The organism is Zunongwangia endophytica, from assembly GCF_030409505.1.
In the GTDB taxonomy this organism is placed as follows: domain Bacteria; phylum Bacteroidota; class Bacteroidia; order Flavobacteriales; family Flavobacteriaceae; genus Zunongwangia; species Zunongwangia endophytica.
On the sequence record NZ_JAUFPZ010000002.1, the window covers coordinates 129,046 to 142,257 of the forward strand.

At 34.7% G+C, this 13,212-nt stretch carries 17 protein-coding genes; all 17 read left to right on the top strand.

Annotation, left to right across the window (positions count from 1 at the left end; genetic code table 11):
* Nucleotides 1-64: 64 nt before the first annotated feature.
* The 17 genes from QWY91_RS00780 to QWY91_RS00860 all read left to right on the top strand — a co-directional run bounded on the left by QWY91_RS00780 (nt 65) and on the right by QWY91_RS00860 (nt 13,163).
* Nucleotides 65-1,408 carry a dihydrolipoamide acetyltransferase family protein gene (locus QWY91_RS00780; RefSeq protein WP_290230718.1) on the top strand — a complete coding sequence of 448 codons (1,344 nt, stop codon included), beginning with the start codon at nt 65-67 and terminating at the stop codon, nt 1,406-1,408.
* Nucleotides 1,409-1,502: 94 nt separating this feature from the next.
* A complete protein-coding gene (locus tag QWY91_RS00785; protein ID WP_290230720.1) occupies nt 1,503-2,276 on the top strand; it encodes a 3'-5' exonuclease in 774 nt (257 codons plus the stop codon).
* Nucleotides 2,277-2,279: 3 nt separating this feature from the next.
* Nucleotides 2,280-3,224: a carboxypeptidase-like regulatory domain-containing protein gene (locus tag QWY91_RS00790; protein ID WP_290230722.1), complete on the top strand. Its 945-nt coding sequence runs from the start codon at nt 2,280-2,282 to the stop codon at nt 3,222-3,224.
* 11 nt (nt 3,225-3,235) lie between these two features.
* On the top strand, nt 3,236-3,850 hold the full coding sequence (locus QWY91_RS00795) for a fumarylacetoacetate hydrolase family protein (RefSeq protein WP_290230725.1): 615 nt from the start codon (nt 3,236-3,238) through the stop codon (nt 3,848-3,850).
* Nucleotides 3,851-3,855: 5 nt separating this feature from the next.
* Nucleotides 3,856-4,194, top strand: a complete 339-nt coding sequence (locus tag QWY91_RS00800; protein WP_290230726.1) for an Hpt domain-containing protein — start codon at nt 3,856-3,858, stop codon at nt 4,192-4,194.
* On the top strand, nt 4,194-5,444 hold the full coding sequence (locus tag QWY91_RS00805) for a CinA family nicotinamide mononucleotide deamidase-related protein (RefSeq protein ID WP_290230729.1): 1,251 nt from the start codon (nt 4,194-4,196) through the stop codon (nt 5,442-5,444). The genes QWY91_RS00800 and QWY91_RS00805 overlap by 1 nt, the downstream gene beginning before the upstream one ends.
* Nucleotides 5,445-5,585: 141 nt before the next feature.
* Nucleotides 5,586-5,825, top strand: coding sequence for a 50S ribosomal protein L28 (gene rpmB / locus QWY91_RS00810; RefSeq protein WP_290230731.1), 240 nt, complete (start codon nt 5,586-5,588; stop codon nt 5,823-5,825).
* A gap of 26 nt (nt 5,826-5,851) precedes the next feature.
* Nucleotides 5,852-6,034, top strand: coding sequence for a 50S ribosomal protein L33 (rpmG, locus tag QWY91_RS00815; RefSeq protein WP_270060733.1), 183 nt, complete (start codon nt 5,852-5,854; stop codon nt 6,032-6,034).
* A gap of 8 nt (nt 6,035-6,042) precedes the next feature.
* Nucleotides 6,043-6,192: a DUF4295 domain-containing protein gene (locus QWY91_RS00820; protein ID WP_290230736.1), complete on the top strand. Its 150-nt coding sequence runs from the start codon at nt 6,043-6,045 to the stop codon at nt 6,190-6,192.
* Between the two features lie 140 nt (nt 6,193-6,332).
* On the top strand, nt 6,333-7,283 hold the full coding sequence (gene ftsY / locus QWY91_RS00825; protein ID WP_290230738.1) for a signal recognition particle-docking protein FtsY: 951 nt from the start codon (nt 6,333-6,335) through the stop codon (nt 7,281-7,283).
* Between the two features lie 88 nt (nt 7,284-7,371).
* Nucleotides 7,372-9,030 carry an amidase family protein gene (locus tag QWY91_RS00830; RefSeq protein WP_290230741.1) on the top strand — a complete coding sequence of 553 codons (1,659 nt, stop codon included), beginning with the start codon at nt 7,372-7,374 and terminating at the stop codon, nt 9,028-9,030.
* Between the two features lie 65 nt (nt 9,031-9,095).
* Nucleotides 9,096-9,311, top strand: coding sequence for a hypothetical protein (locus QWY91_RS00835; protein ID WP_290230743.1), 216 nt, complete (start codon nt 9,096-9,098; stop codon nt 9,309-9,311).
* Nucleotides 9,312-9,443: 132 nt separating this feature from the next.
* Nucleotides 9,444-10,322: an aminotransferase class IV gene (locus QWY91_RS00840; protein ID WP_290230745.1), complete on the top strand. Its 879-nt coding sequence runs from the start codon at nt 9,444-9,446 to the stop codon at nt 10,320-10,322.
* A gap of 239 nt (nt 10,323-10,561) precedes the next feature.
* On the top strand, nt 10,562-10,813 hold the full coding sequence (locus tag QWY91_RS00845; RefSeq protein WP_290230747.1) for a hypothetical protein: 252 nt from the start codon (nt 10,562-10,564) through the stop codon (nt 10,811-10,813).
* A gap of 96 nt (nt 10,814-10,909) precedes the next feature.
* Nucleotides 10,910-12,259 carry a 30S ribosomal protein S12 methylthiotransferase RimO gene (rimO, locus tag QWY91_RS00850; protein WP_290230750.1) on the top strand — a complete coding sequence of 450 codons (1,350 nt, stop codon included), beginning with the start codon at nt 10,910-10,912 and terminating at the stop codon, nt 12,257-12,259.
* Between the two features lie 60 nt (nt 12,260-12,319).
* Entirely contained in the window at nt 12,320-12,736 is a 417-nt protein-coding gene (locus QWY91_RS00855; protein ID WP_290230752.1) for a hypothetical protein, read from the top strand.
* A 1-nt stretch (nt 12,737) separates the two neighbouring features.
* Entirely contained in the window at nt 12,738-13,163 is a 426-nt protein-coding gene (locus QWY91_RS00860) for a hypothetical protein (protein WP_290230754.1), read from the top strand.
* Nucleotides 13,164-13,212: the final 49 nt, after the last annotated feature.

Below are 13,212 nucleotides of genomic sequence, written 5' to 3' on the forward strand. Positions count from 1 at the left end.
TAAAAAGCTTTTATTTAATTAAATTCGCAAACGAAATAATAAAAAATAGCTTTCAGATATAGATATGGCAAAATTTGAACTTAAATTACCTAAAATGGGTGAAAGTGTTGCTGAGGCAACCATAACCAGTTGGTTAAAAGAAGTAGGCGATACCGTAGAAGCTGATGAACCAGTACTAGAAATAGCTACCGACAAGGTAGATAGTGAAGTGCCGAGTGAAGTTGATGGTAAAATTTTAGAAATACTTTTTGAAGCAGACGATGTAGTTGAAGTTGGCCAAACGATCGCAATTATAGAAACGGAAAGTGAAATTGAGCAGGAAGACGACGAATTTGATATAGATATTGATGAGGAAGAGGATGATGACGATTCAGCGGAAGTAGAACAACATGCTGCCCAGGCTGAAGAAGCTGTCGACAGTGCGAAGGAAACTGCTGGAAGTACAGAATATTCAGATTCAGATCGTTTTTATTCTCCGCTTGTAAAAAACATAGCCAAAGAAGAGAATATCAGCCTGGAGGAATTAGAAAAAGTTGAAGGTACTGGTAAAGATGGTCGCGTTACTAAAGACGATATTTTAGCTTATGTAGAAAATCGTTCTGACGATGCTGAAAAAACTAATCAGAAAAAATCTTCGGCTCCTAAATCAGATCACTTAGAACCTGCATTTAAGAATCAAGAAAATGTAGTCGCTTCAGGAAAAGATGAAATTATTGAGATGAGCCGAATGGGCAAAATGATCAGTAAACACATGGTCGATAGTGCTCAAACTTCAGCACATGTACAATCATTTATAGAAGCCGATGTTACGAATATATGGAACTGGAGAAATAAGCATAAAGATTCCTTTCAGCAGAAAGAGGGCGAAAAACTAACATTTACGCCTATTTTTATGGAAGCGGTAGCCAAAGCTATTCGAGATTTTCCTTTAATTAATATTTCTGTAGACGGCGATAAAATAATCAAAAAGAAAGATATCAATCTTGGGATGGCAGCAGCACTTCCAGATGGTAACCTTATCGTTCCGGTAATTCGAAATGCAGATCGATTAAACCTTGTAGGAATGGCTAAAGCCGTTAATGATCTTGCAAGTAGAGCGCGACAAAATAAACTGAAACCAGATGATATCCAGGGCGGGACTTATACCGTAACCAATGTAGGAACCTTTGGAAGCATTATGGGAACACCAATTATCAATCAACCTCAGGTAGGGATTTTAGCCTTAGGTGCGATTCGTAAAATGCCTGCAGTTATCGAAACTCCTGAAGGTGATTTTATCGGGATTCGATATAAAATGATCCTGTCGCACAGTTATGATCATCGTGTAGTAAACGGAGCCCTTGGAGGTCAGTTTGTACAACGAGTTGCCCAGTATTTGGAAGGATACGATAAAAACAGAGAAATATAATAATTTATAAAGAATTAGATAAAAACCGGAGCTGCTTTTAATAAGCGGTTCCGGTTTTATTTTTATCTTGCTATTAAGAAAACAAAAAAATATCATGGAATTAAACCTTACAAAACCTATCTGTTTTTTCGATCTGGAAACAACTGGTACGAATCTGGCTAAAGATAGGATTGTAGAAATCGCAATTTTAAAAGTTTTTCCTAACGGAAATAAAGAGAGTAGAACATGGTTGGTAAATCCCGAGATGGAAATCCCACAGGAAGTTATCGAAATTCACGGTATTTCTAACGAAAAGGTAGCCAACGAGCCCACTTTTAATGATTTGTCCAAACAAATCTATGATATGATCAAAGGTTGCGATTTGGGAGGATATAACTCTAATCGTTTTGATATTCCCCTTCTTGCAGAAGAATTATTGCGTGCGGATATCGATTTTGATATGAAAAATATGCTTGCTGTAGATGTGCAGACAATTTTCCATAAAAAAGAACAAAGAACCCTAGCCGCTGCTTTTAAATTTTACTGCGGAAAAGATCTTATCGATGCGCACAGTGCCGCTGCCGATACTGAAGCTACTTTTGAAGTATTAAAATCTCAGTTAGATAAATACGATGATCTTGAAAATGATATCAAATGGTTATCAAAATATAGTGCTAGAAAGACTTTTGCAGATTTTGCCGGATTTATCACTTTCAATAAAAAAGGTCAGGAAATTTTCTCTTTTGGGAAATACCGTGGGAAACTGGTAGAAGAGGTTTTAGAAAAAGAACCAGGTTATTTTGGCTGGTTGCAAAATGCCGATTTTCCTTTGTACACCAAAAAGGTGTTAACGGCTATTAAATTGCGTAAGTTAAATACCAAATTGTAAAAAATGCGAATCCTGTTCACTGTTTTTTTGCTTGTTTCTGTTAGCAGTTATGCGCAGACAATTAGAGCAGTTGGGCAGGTAGTAGATGCTAAAACTTTAGAACCTTTACCTTACGTTAATATTCTTTTAGAAGAGCAACGAAAAGGAATTTCTACCGACCAACAGGGAAGATATACTTTTGTAGTAAAGGATGTTTCAGGAGAAGTTAAAGCTAGGTTTAGTTATGTGGGCTACCAATCTAAATATATCAGCTTAAAAGAATTAAAAGGAAAGGTTGTTAAGTTATCGCCATCAATAGATGGTTTAGCTGAGGTTTATTTATATACGATTCAGAATAAAAAAACAAAAAGGATCAACGATTTTAGAATCGGGGAATCAATAGGTTTAGGGAACTTTAGCGGCGGTCAATATCCAAGTATCGTGGCCAGATATTATGAGAAACCTGCTAAATTTGAAGAGGGGTGTTTTATAAAACAAATTGAAGTACGATACTTTTCAGTAGAAGAAACACTTTACGGAAACGCAAAGTATCGTTTGCGAATTATGGCTGTAGATAAAGATGGAAAGCCATCTTATGATCTTTTAAGTGATGGCATAATTATAGAAAAAGCGCAAAATCAATTTAAGACAAAAATTGATATGCTTCCTTATAAAATTCCTGTTCCGGAAAGTGGTTTTTTCGTAGCTGTAGAGCATCTTTTTATAAAGGAGAATAGTTATTACGAAAAGAAAGATTATCGTGTAAATGATACGATAATTTATAAAAACGTAGAATTACGAAAATATGGACCAGTTTTTAAAGGAGTTTTAGAAGAGTATTCTCCTAATTTTAGCTCGTATTACAAAGACACCAGTGGATGGAGAAAAATGAATACATTAGATAATTCGAATGATGCATTTTCAGGCAAATTACCCGTACCAGCATTCAAAATTATATTAACAGATTAAAAGAATTGTAGATGAAGCTTATTTGTATAGGTAGAAATTACACCGATCATATTGCTGAATTGGAAAATGAAAAACCAGTAGATCCTGTAGTTTTTCAGAAGCCAGATACTTCAATATTACTTAAAAAACAGCCCTTTTTTATTCCAGATTTTTCTAATGATGTACATTACGAAGTAGAGGTTTTAATAAAGATTACTCGCGTAGGAAAACACATTCAGCCAAAATTTGCACATAAATATTATGATGAAATTGGTTTGGGGATCGATTTTACAGCACGTGATCTTCAGTCACAATTAAAAGCAAAAGGACTTCCGTGGGAAAAAGCAAAAGGCTTTGATGGCGCAGCAGTAATAGGAGAGAAGTGGCTCGATAAAAATCAGTTTTCAGATTTAAATAATATTAATTTCAGTTTAAAAAAGAACGAAGAAATTGTTCAAAATGGAAACACTTCTTTGATGTTGTGGAAAATTGATGAAGTAATTTCTTATATTTCAAAATTCTTTACCCTTAAAATCGGAGATATTATCTTTACTGGTACCCCAGCCGGAGTTGGTCCGGTAGCACCAGAAGATCAATTAACAGGTTTTATTGAAAATGAAGAAATGTTCTCTATAAATATCAAATAATCCCTATGAGTACCTATAATCTAAAAGACGTTGAGGAAATGGCAGACGGCGATCAGGAATTTCTGATGGTAGTTGTGCAAACATTCCTTGAAGAAATCCCCCCAGATGTAGCTGCCATGAACGAAGCTATAGCAAATGGTAACGCAACATTGGCTTATAGATACGCTCACAAAATGAAGCCGAATCTTAAATTATTTGGTTTAAAATTAATGCCGCAGATCACCATTATTGAGCAATGGTCTAAACAAGGGAAGAATAAAGAAGACGTGCCACAGGCCGGTAGGATTATTACTACCAAAGTCGATAAGGTATGTGAAGAATTAAAAGAAGATTTTAATCTGTAATGAACGCAGAAATTATAACCATTGGCGATGAGATTCTCATTGGCCAGATTATCGATACCAACTCAGCATATATTGCAAAAGCGCTTAATAAGATAGGTGTTAGTATTCATCAAATCACTTCTATAGAAGATGATTGGGATCATATTCTAGATACGCTTAAAGATGCGCAACAAAGAGCAGATATCGTAATTATTACCGGAGGTTTAGGGCCTACCAAAGACGATATAACCAAAAAATGTCTCTGTGAATTTTTTGATGACGAGCTCGTTAAAGATGAAGGGGTTTTGGCGCATGTAGAGGAGCTTTTTAGAAAATATATCGATACTCCAATCTCAGATTTAAATAGAATGCAGGCCTTAGTTCCCTCTAAAGCTGAAGTACTAACTAACAAGTTTGGTACGGCACCAGGGATGTGGCTTAAGAAAGATGATACTGTTTTTGTTTCCATGCCCGGAGTTCCTTACGAAATGAAAGGCTTAATGGAAGTCGAGGTGATTCCACGAATTATAGAGCGTTTTAAAAGGCCGGTAATTTTGCATAAGACAGTGCTTACTTACGGAATGGGAGAAAGTGCCATTGCTGAAAAGATCGAAGATTGGGAAGACGCTTTGCCACCACATATTCGTTTAGCGTATTTGCCTAATCTTGGCAAAGTACGTTTAAGGTTAAGTACAAAAGGAAGTGATCTCGCCGCTATGGAGCAAGAGATTAATGATCAGATAGCTTCCTTAAAAAATATTATTGGAGAGATTATAAGAGGAATTGAGGAAGAAGATCCAATAGAAGTTCAAATTGGTCATTTACTGAAGAAAAAAAATGCTTCGCTAGCTACCGCTGAAAGTTTTACCGGTGGGAGATTAGCTTCTTTATTTACGGAGTATCCAGGATCTTCAGCATTTTTTAAAGGTAGTGTTGTAGCTTATGCAACTTCAGCTAAGTTGAATATTTTGGGAGTTCCTAAAGAACTTATCGAAGAATATTCAGTAGTTAGTAATCAGGTTGCTTGTGAAATGGCAAAAAGAGTAAAAGCTTTATACGGAACCGATTATGCGATCGCGACGACTGGCAATGCAGGTCCCGAAAAGGGAGATAGCGATGCCGATGTTGGTACCGTTTTTATAGCGATAGCGACGCCAGAAACTGTTTATGCAAAAGAATATAGCTTTGGGAATCATCGCGAAAAGGTGGTTGGAAAGGCTGTAAATAAAAGCTTAGAGCTCATATTGGATGAAATATATGGTCTTAAATAATTTGGTTTTTAGCCAATAATTTAATACTCAATATTGAAGAAATAAATATTGTAAATTTTTTTCTCAAAATGTGTTGTGAATTAGGTAGAAAAACCGTTAATTTGCACCCTGTTTTGAAATAACGAGATAAAGTATAGAGCAATGTCAAGAGTTTGTGAACTTACAGGTAAAAAAGCGATGGTTGGGAACAATGTTTCTCACGCAATGAATAGAACCAAGCGTAAATTTAACGCCAATTTGGTAAAAAAACGTTTTTTTATTCCTGAAGAGGATAAATGGATTACTTTGAAAGTATCTACCTCTGCGCTTAAAAATATTAACAAAAAAGGAATCTCTGCCGTGATCAAAGAGGCTAGAGCAAAAGGATTTCTTCAGAAATAATCCTTTACCTATAAAAATAAAGTAAGATGGCAAAGAAAGGAAACAGAGTACAGGTTATTTTAGAGTGTACTGAACATAAAGGTTCTGGTAAACCAGGTACATCTAGATATATTACTACTAAGAATAAAAAGAATACGCCGGATAGAATGGAGTTAAAGAAATTTAACCCAATCTTGAAAAAAATGACGGTTCATAAAGAGATTAAATAATTTGAGTCATGGCAAAGAAATCAGTAGCAGCATTACAAACAGGATCTAAGAGATTAACTAAAGCTATCAAGATGGTTAAATCTCCTAAAACAGGTGCATATACTTTCGTTGAAGCTATTATGGCTCCTGAAGAAGTTAGCGATTACTTAAAAAAGTAATTGGATAAAAAATTATAATTTTTTTAAAAGGCCGTCCTGATTTCTTATCGGGACGGCTTTTTCTTTTTATGTATATTTGCCCCTAATTACAAAGTCTTTTAGCAAAAAAAGACTATTCTCATTAAAACCAACTTTGAAAAATGAGTTTATTTAAAAAAATATTTTCGAAAGAGAAAAAAGAAACTCTAGATAAAGGGCTGGAGAAAAGTAAAAGCAGCTTTTTATCTAAAATGAGTAAAGCTGTTGCTGGTAAATCTAAGGTCGATGATGAAGTTTTAGATGATCTTGAGGATGTTTTAGTAAGCAGTGATGTAGGAGTTGCCACTACTATAAAAATCATAAATCGCATCGAAGATCGCGTTGCCAGAGATAAATATTTAGGAACCGAAGAGCTAAATAAAATTCTAAGAGAAGAAATTTCAGGTTTACTATCTGAAACAAATTCTGGCGAAGCGACTGATTTTGTTGTCCCGAATAAGAAACCTTATGTGATGATGGTTGTGGGAGTTAATGGAGTTGGTAAAACAACAACTATAGGAAAGCTTGCCAATCAATTTAAGAATAGAGGTTTAAAGGTTGTTTTAGGAGCAGCCGATACATTTAGAGCAGCAGCTATAGATCAATTACAAGTTTGGGCAGATCGTACAGATGTACCTATTATACGTCAGGAAATGGGCAGTGATCCGGCTTCCGTAGCTTTCGATACAGTGCAAAAAGCTGTGCAAATGGATGCAGATGTTGTTTTAATAGATACCGCTGGTAGATTGCATAATAAAGTAAACCTTATGAAAGAACTTTCTAAGGTGAAACGAGTTATGCAAAAAGTAATTCCAGATGCACCACACGAAGTTCTATTAGTTTTAGATGGTTCTACCGGTCAGAATGCTTTCGAGCAGGCTAAACAGTTCACTGCAGCTACTGAAGTTACTTCATTAGCGGTTACAAAACTAGATGGGACGGCTAAAGGTGGAGTAGTAATTGGTATTAGCGATCAATTTCAAATTCCTGTTAAATATATAGGTGTAGGTGAACGTGTAGAAGATCTGCAGGTTTTCAACAAAATTGAGTTTGTAGATTCTTTCTTCAAATAATATAAGTGATTAAAACTTTTTATTCAGTAAAGAGAATTAAGATCAAGTAGTTACTTAATAACCCAAACAAATTAATTATTTCCCCCATATGAAAAAGGTCTTATTTCTATTTATTTCTCTAGCTTTTATTAGCTGCGGAAAGGATAAAAAGAATAACAAGAATACTGAAGAAATTCTTGTTTCAGATTCAACTGGAACAAGCGATTACCAAGGCGATGTGATGTTGCAATTTAAGGTTTTAGATTCTAAATATCTTGAAAATAAGGTAATGTGGTCTCCTTTCGAGATTGAATTATACAAGGTAACAGAGAAAAAATATGATAGCTTAAAAAGAATTATTCTCGAAAAAGATATCACACAATTACAGAATAGCATTGCGCAAGATAGCCTTACTTATGAGGAGTTGACATTATTCTATCTTTATAGAATGCGAAAATTGGATAGAGAGAATGAATTATCCTTGAATTCTGTTATTGCATTAAATCCAGATGTTCTAACTGAAGCGCGTCTTAAAGATAGAAATTATAAAAATACCAAGGATAAAAGTCCGATATACGGAATTCCCGTTTTACTGAAGGATAATATTAATACGGCCACTATGGCAACGACAGCTGGCGCTGTTGCATTACAGGGTAATACTACTCCAGATGCATTTATTACAACACAATTAGTAAATGATGGTGCCTTAATTTTGGGGAAAGCAAACTTAAGTGAATGGGCCTATTACTTCTGTGAAGATTGCCCGAGTGGATATTCTGCAGTTGGTGGACAGACTTTAAACCCTTATGGTCGAAGAATTTTTGATACAGGAGGCTCAAGCTCTGGAAGTGCTGTTGCTGTTGCAGCGAATTTCGCACCTATATCGGTTGGATCTGAGACTTCGGGATCTATTCTTTCTCCAGCTAGTCAAAACAGTCTTGTTGGATTAAAACCTACAGTGGGTTTATTGAGTAGGCGAGGAATTATTCCAATTTCAAGTACTTTAGATACTCCTGGACCTATAACAAAGACAGTACGCGATAATGCAGTTTTACTTTCAGCAATGGCAGGAAGAGATACTCTAGATAGTAAGGTTTATGCTGATTCAATAGAGATCAAAAAAGATTATTATTCCGCTTTAACAGACACTACCAGCCTTAAAGGTTCTAGATTTGGAGCCATCAAAGAGTTGATGAAAGACTCATTATATAGTAGAGCAGTAGACGAACTCAAAAAAGCAGGTGCGAAAATCGTTATTTTTGATGCCAAAGATGTTGATTTGCCCGATTTTAAAAGGTTACTGAATTTGGATATGAAAAAGGATTTATCGGCTTACTTAGAGCGCTACGCTAAGAGAGTAGACGTGAAATCTATAGAAGAAATAGTTAATTTTAATATTGAAGATTCTGTGCAGCGAATTCCATACGGACAGGCATTACTTGAAAGTGTGGTAAAAGATTCAGCCTCAACTGAAAAATTTCAGGCAATTAAGGATACGTTAAAGACTAGAGGAAGGGAATTTTTTAATACACCTATGGAAAACCATCGGTTAGACGGTATTCTTTCCATAAATAATTACCATGCTGGTTTTGCAGCAGTAGCAGAATACCCGGCCATTACCGTGCCTATGGGATATGATAAGTATGGAGAGCCTAAGGGTTTGACGTTCATTTCTATTCCATATTCTGAGCAAAATTTATTACGATGGGCCTATGCCTACGAAAAGCAGTCTAAAGAACGAAAACCACCAAAAGATTATATCAAATAATGAGAGGAAGATATCTAATAATATTAACCAAATTAATATTTATTTACTGTCTTTTTTATGTTTTCATGAAGGTGTTCGCCGTATTTCAGGGTGCCTGGCTTTATGCAAATCTTATAATGGCTTTTCCGTTATTATTGCTGGGTTTATTAGGTGCATATTTTGCTAAGAAAGAAAAGTACAACTGGTTTTATGTGATTTTAGCAGCAATTTTAATAAGTGCAATTCGATATTTTGAGCAAGGATGGCTCTTGGGATTACACAATTATTTTGGAGGTGAATAAAGAATCTCAAGATTCAGTAGAAAGGAATATTCAAATTTCATATATAGAGTTTCAGAACTGCCTTGTAGAATTATCTGTAAGGCAGTTTTTTTATAGCACATAATGTGCTAATTTTAGTTTTCAATCTTGATCATGAAACTAAACTACCCTGGTAAAGTATATCTAAACGGAAATTGGATCAACTCTAAAGATGCTAAAGTCTCGGTTTTTGATCGTGGTTTTCTATTTGGTGACGGTATTTACGAGGTAATTCCTTTCTATAAGGGAAAAGCTTTTCTGGCAAAAGAGCACCTAGATCGTCTAAAATATTCTCTCAAAGAAGTAGAACTGAATTGCGATATAAGCAATTTCGACAGCTTAATTTTAAAAGCTATAGAGATGGCAGAGTTGAATGAAGAGGATGGCGCAATTTACATTCAGGTTACCAGAGGTATGGCGCCACGAACACATTCTTTCCCCGAGAATTATAAGGCTACGATTTTAATGTATGCTTACAAAACTGATTTAAGTGGATTCCAAAATCAATTTTCAGATGTTTTGGTTTCCAGCGATATACGTTGGCATCGTTGCGATATTAAATCAGTTTCTTTGATGGCGAATATTTTGGCAAATACAGAAGCAAAAAAAGCTGGTTTTGCTGAAAATATAATGATTAGAGACGGTTTCTTTACTGAAGGTTCACATTCTTCTTTGTTTTTTGTAAAAGATGATATTGTATACACGCATCCTAATAGCCCTTTCATTTTACCAGGAATTACCCGAAATCTTTTAATCAAGTTGTGTAAAGAAAACAATATTGAGATTGTTGAAAAAGCACTTCCGGTTTCAGAATTAAATGAAGTAACCGAAGTTTTTATCACCGGAACAACTACTCAGATTACTGCTATTAAAAATCTTCATTTTCCCGATAAAGACATCAAAATTGGAAATGAAATAGGGAGCATTACAAGAAAACTTCAGCACTTATTTTCTTCAGAAGTTAAAAAGCAATTAGGAATAACTATTTTATAGTTTACTCGATAATCGGGATTAAATCTTACGAAGCTTGTCTCGAAATAGTGAATAATTTTCTGGTAAATACCTAATGGGTATGCCAGCTAGTTTAGCTTTACAATTTTTGGAAATAGTTAAAATAATTTTATCAACAGATCGGTAAATCGTTTTTTCAAAATTTTCATTTTTTATTTTCTCAGATAATAATTGAATTTCTGCACCGTTTTTAAAAACCCAAATCAAAAAAAAATCAATTTATGTTAGACCTACTTATCGTCAAAAAGCTAACTCGTAAGGGAAAGATTGCATACTGGATTATTCAACTCACTTTAGATATACTTTTTATTGGCTATCTTTTTCTATTTATGGATTACGATATGGATCGTTTAGCAGAGGATGGCTACGGAATTGTAATTGGAGGTATTGTTGTTTCTTTACTAATTTCAGCAGGTATTTGCTTGAGTCTTTGGAAGAAACCAAAAGAAGAACCCACTTCTGGAGATCATTAAATTATCCTAAATTCAGCAAAAGCGCTAATTTTTCCATGAGAGCCTTAGTATTTCGTTCATCTTCACTACTTTTGCACTCCTAAACGAAGATTTTACATGAGGACTAAGTCGCTAAAAAAGAACAGGATAAATGTAGTAACCCTTGGTTGTAGTAAGAATGTTTACGACAGCGAAGTGTTAATGGGGCAGTTAAAAGCGAATGATAAAGACGTTGTTCACGAAGAAGATGGAAATATCGTTGTTATTAATACCTGTGGATTTATCGATAATGCAAAAGAACAGTCGGTAAACACTATTCTCGAATTTGTAGAAAAGAAGGAGCAGGGCGATGTAGATAAAGTATTTGTAACTGGCTGTTTAAGTGAGCGATATAAGCCAGATTTACAAAACGAGATCCCAAATGTAGATCAATATTTTGGTACAACAGAACTTCCTGGGTTATTGAAAGCATTGGAAGCTGATTATAAACACGAATTGATTGGTGAACGATTAACGACGACACCAAAGAATTACGCTTATTTGAAGATTGCTGAGGGTTGTGATCGTCCTTGTAGTTTTTGCGCGATTCCTTTAATGCGTGGGGGACATAAATCTACACCAATCGAACATCTGGTTACTGAGGCTGAAAAACTTGCCGCCAACGGTGTAAAAGAATTGATTCTTATTGCACAAGATCTTACCTATTATGGTCTTGATCTTTATAAGAAAAGAAATTTAGCTGAATTATTGGAGAATTTAGTTAAGGTTGAAGGTATAGAATGGATTCGTTTGCATTACGCATTTCCAACCGGTTTTCCTTTGGATGTTTTAGATATCATGAAGCGAGAACCAAAAATTTGTAATTACTTAGATATTCCATTGCAGCATATTTCAGATGATCTATTGAAATCAATGCGTCGAGGAACTACTCATAAAAAAACCACAGATCTTTTATATAAATTTCGTGAAATCGTACCAGAAATGACGATTAGAACAACGCTTATTGTTGGCTATCCGGGAGAAACCGAAGAGCATTTTCAGGAATTGAAAGAGTGGGTAAAAGAGATGCGCTTTGAACGTTTAGGATGTTTTACCTATTCTCACGAAGAAAACACACATGCCTATAATCTGGAAGATGATGTTCCAGACGATGTAAAGCAGGAACGTGCAAACGAGATTATGGAAATACAGTCGCAAATTTCGTGGGAATTGAATCAGCAGAAAATAGGCAATACTTTTAAAGTAATTATCGATCGTAAAGAAGGAAATTATTTTATTGGTAGAACCGAATTTGATTCGCCAGATGTAGATAATGAAGTCTTAATTGATGCTACTGAAATTTATCTCAAAACTGGCGAATATTACGATATTGAGATTACAGAAGCTGCCGATTTCGATTTATACGGAACGCCTCTAAATGCAGAAGCAAAACCAACCCGTAAAGAATTAAAAGTAAAAACGGTTTAGCATAAATTATTATAGGAAATATTAAAGGATTTCAGTATTTTTAACTGAAATCCTTTTTTTATGCAGAAAATTGAAAAACATCATGGCTTTTTTAGAAGGCGTTATTATAATGTCTTTGGCTTGCTCTACACGCTTATTGCATTTGCATTGCTTTTTTTTGAAGATGATTTCAGTTTGATGTATTATGGCTATTTTATAATTGGAATTGCATATTTTGTTATTCAATATTATTACGGTGGCTCTACAGAAGAATCAATAAGTTGGGATAGTGAAAAGATTATTTTAAAGAAGTGGCGCCAAAAACCTGTAGCTTATTCTCTTTCCGAAGTAGATCACCTCAATATTTCAGATCATCACCTAACGATTGAGAAAGGAGCAGCTGGCGGAACAATGTTAAGTTTAGAAGGATTTAAAGCGGAAGATATTCAGCAATTACAGAAAGATTTTAATTCAGAAGCTAATCTACAATTTGCATAAGATGAAAAATACAATTAAGAGAAATTCGCCATTTTGGGTAAAACATCTGCCTTTAATTTCAGGAGTGTTTTTTATTGTTTCAGGTATAGCTAATTTATTGGAAGCCGATCATCCCATAAGTACGCTTTTGTTTTCAATGTTTCTATTCGCTGGTAGCCTAAACTTGGTAATGTATTTTTATTATCCAAAACAAGCTACAATTTATTGGGATGATGAAAAATTAGTATACGCTGGTCAGCAATTAAGATCGAAAAAAATCCTATTCAAAGATATTTTTGAATTCCGCATAGAGAAGGATATGCTAATTTTGAAATCTGATTCTCATCACGGTAAAGTGATAGACATCAAAGGATTTAATTATGATGATCTACAGGATTTGACATCAATTCTATCTTCTCGTATAGTAGGGGAATTGGCAATTGCTTAGTACAATTAGTATTTATCATTAAATTAAGTTTCAATTACCTTATTTTAGT

Coding starts and splice junctions, on each gene's coding strand:
- QWY91_RS00835 (WP_290230743.1), top strand. CDS start 9,096: ATGAAGGTGTTCGCCGTATTTCAGGGTGCCTGGCTTTATGCAAATCTT.
- QWY91_RS00785 (WP_290230720.1), top strand. CDS start 1,503: ATGGAATTAAACCTTACAAAACCTATCTGTTTTTTCGATCTGGAAACA.
- rimO (WP_290230750.1), top strand. CDS start 10,910: ATGAGGACTAAGTCGCTAAAAAAGAACAGGATAAATGTAGTAACCCTT.
- QWY91_RS00860 (WP_290230754.1), top strand. CDS start 12,738: ATGAAAAATACAATTAAGAGAAATTCGCCATTTTGGGTAAAACATCTG.
- QWY91_RS00795 (WP_290230725.1), top strand. CDS start 3,236: ATGAAGCTTATTTGTATAGGTAGAAATTACACCGATCATATTGCTGAA.
- QWY91_RS00780 (WP_290230718.1), top strand. CDS start 65: ATGGCAAAATTTGAACTTAAATTACCTAAAATGGGTGAAAGTGTTGCT.
- QWY91_RS00805 (WP_290230729.1), top strand. CDS start 4,194: ATGAACGCAGAAATTATAACCATTGGCGATGAGATTCTCATTGGCCAG.
- ftsY (WP_290230738.1), top strand. CDS start 6,333: ATGAGTTTATTTAAAAAAATATTTTCGAAAGAGAAAAAAGAAACTCTA.
- QWY91_RS00845 (WP_290230747.1), top strand. CDS start 10,562: ATGTTAGACCTACTTATCGTCAAAAAGCTAACTCGTAAGGGAAAGATT.
- rpmB (WP_290230731.1), top strand. CDS start 5,586: ATGTCAAGAGTTTGTGAACTTACAGGTAAAAAAGCGATGGTTGGGAAC.
- QWY91_RS00800 (WP_290230726.1), top strand. CDS start 3,856: ATGAGTACCTATAATCTAAAAGACGTTGAGGAAATGGCAGACGGCGAT.
- rpmG (WP_270060733.1), top strand. CDS start 5,852: ATGGCAAAGAAAGGAAACAGAGTACAGGTTATTTTAGAGTGTACTGAA.
- QWY91_RS00840 (WP_290230745.1), top strand. CDS start 9,444: ATGAAACTAAACTACCCTGGTAAAGTATATCTAAACGGAAATTGGATC.
- QWY91_RS00790 (WP_290230722.1), top strand. CDS start 2,280: ATGCGAATCCTGTTCACTGTTTTTTTGCTTGTTTCTGTTAGCAGTTAT.
- QWY91_RS00820 (WP_290230736.1), top strand. CDS start 6,043: ATGGCAAAGAAATCAGTAGCAGCATTACAAACAGGATCTAAGAGATTA.
- QWY91_RS00830 (WP_290230741.1), top strand. CDS start 7,372: ATGAAAAAGGTCTTATTTCTATTTATTTCTCTAGCTTTTATTAGCTGC.
- QWY91_RS00855 (WP_290230752.1), top strand. CDS start 12,320: ATGCAGAAAATTGAAAAACATCATGGCTTTTTTAGAAGGCGTTATTAT.